The sequence below is a fragment of the Nitrospira sp. BLG_2 genome (assembly GCF_049222245.1).
Genome location: NZ_JBLYIG010000715.1, coordinates 1 through 1,965 on the forward strand (window position 1 = coordinate 1; position 1,965 = coordinate 1,965).

3 protein-coding genes are annotated in these 1,965 nt (G+C 66.4%); all 3 read left to right on the top strand.

The window, feature by feature from the left end:
- Nucleotides 1-309 (top strand): DUF4150 domain-containing protein (locus tag ACOSYY_RS18785; RefSeq protein WP_421664403.1); only part of this gene is annotated, 309 nt, incomplete at its 5' end.
- Nucleotides 309-1,556: a hypothetical protein gene (locus tag ACOSYY_RS18790; protein ID WP_421664404.1), complete on the top strand. Its 1,248-nt coding sequence runs from the start codon at nt 309-311 to the stop codon at nt 1,554-1,556. The genes ACOSYY_RS18785 and ACOSYY_RS18790, both read left to right, overlap by 1 nt.
- Nucleotides 1,553-1,965: hypothetical protein (locus tag ACOSYY_RS18795; RefSeq protein WP_421664406.1), on the top strand; the 413-nt coding region annotated here is incomplete at its 3' end. The genes ACOSYY_RS18790 and ACOSYY_RS18795, both read left to right, overlap by 4 nt.

A 1,965-nucleotide genomic window follows, 5' to 3' on the forward strand; every position in this document is an offset into this window, starting at 1 on the left:
CCGATCCTGCTCAAGGACTCGAACTTCAAGATGAGCACGGGGGACGAGGCGGGGAGCATCGGCGGGATGATCTCGGGGAAGATCAAGGGCAAGTCGGAGCCCCAGATGTACTCGTTCGACGTGAAGATCGACGGCAAGAACCCGGTGCGGCTGCTCGACATCATGCTGAACAACGACAAGAACACGCCGCCGTTCCCGGTCCTGCAGCCGCCCTCGATCGTGGTGATGGTCCCGGCGCCCGAAACCTCGACGCCGCCGAACCTCACCAAGTTCGACATGCCCGAAGGCGAACAGGAGAAGGCGCAGTAATGGAGAAGCTCATCGTCAACCTCTCGAGCAAGGACCGGACGGTCCACTCCAAGGCCGAGCTCGACAAGAAGGCGAAGGTGCGCCTGTACTGGTTCCTCGAGCCCGGGCCGAACAACACCCCGCTCAAGTGGGTGCCCGCCGCCGACCGCGGCGGCTTCGGCGAGGCGGGCGTGATGAAGTTCTCGATGAACACGGACTCGAACGGCGTCTGCGAGCACGACGACTTCCGCCTCTCGGCGTGCGGCCTGGACACGTTCAAGGTCTCGGTCGGCAGCAAGAAGGACGGCTCCGACAAGAAGACGAACAAGGAGTACGAGGTCTGGCGCCGCGTGTATCTGTCGGTGCGCTACATGGACTCGAAGTTCGTCATGCCGCTCGATCCCCTCCACACCGAGTACCGCAAGCACGGCATCTGGCCGAAGGAGATCCCGCCGGGCGGCGGCTCGGCCAAGGTGAAGTACCAGGAGGTGATCACGAAGGACACCGAGCCCGACGCGATGATGCAGCCGGTGACCGAGCACAAGCTGGAGGGCCGGGTGCTCCTCGTGGATCGCATCTGGCTCGCGTCCAAGCGCGAGTTCACGGTCCAGTCGAACGGCAGGCACATCCAGTTCGACGTCAGCCCGTTCGTCTCGGACCCCCAGCCGGGCTGGATGCTCTGGGACCACCCCCAGCCGGGCACCTGCACGGCCGGAGGCGTCGGCATCGGCAGCTACGACGTCACGCAGTACATGACGCGCACCGGGGACCTGGAACTGACCGTGAAGGTCCCGAACGGCACGCCCGCCGCGACGGCGCTTGACGAGGCGAAGGCGCGGGGCAAGCTGTCGTGGACCTTCAAGGTCTGGTTCATCGAGATCCTGAACGGCTTCGCCTACGAGAAGGACGGCACGATCGTGATCGCGAACCGCACCCGCGGCCAGGCGCCGCGGCCGCTCGCGCCGCGTCAGGGCACCGTCATCCACGAGGTGGGGCACGGCCTCGGCATGGTGCCGGCGAAGATCCAGGAGTACAACGAATTCAACGGCAACCCGATCAAGTCGGGCCTGAAGAAGAACCCGACCCACTACCAGAACGGCGGCGGCCACTGCAAGACCGCGGCGGGCGGTTCCAACCCGGACTACATCGACGGCACGTGCGTCATGTTCCACTACGGGCACAATAGCCGCACGTTGCAGTTCTGCGGTTCCTGCGCGCCCATCGTGAAGCGGCGCAACCTCAACCGGTCGAGCATGAAGTGGCCGTGAGCCGGGCGATCCTCGCGTTCGCGATGCTCGCCGCGCTCGTGGCGGGCCCGTCGTGCTCGCCGGGCGGGAGCGATCGCGCGAATCCCGCGCCGCCGGCCGGAAACTCCGTGGGGGAAGCGATGAGTGACGACGTCTTCGACAAGGTGGAGCTCGGGACCTTCGACTCCTCGGCCGGCACGCCGAAGGTGGAGGACGACTTCAGCGGGATTCGCATCGCCATGCCCTCGAAGGTGAGTGCCGGAGCGCTCCCGCGGTTGCCGCTGTGCGGCGTCTGGACCTTCGACGGTGGGTCGGCCGGCCGGCTGCCCCGGATCGAGGACAGCCTCGTCTACCTCGTGCGCAACGTCGCGACGAACGAGACCGCCACCGGGAACTTCCGGATCCACAAGGACCCGGTCACGGCGGCCGA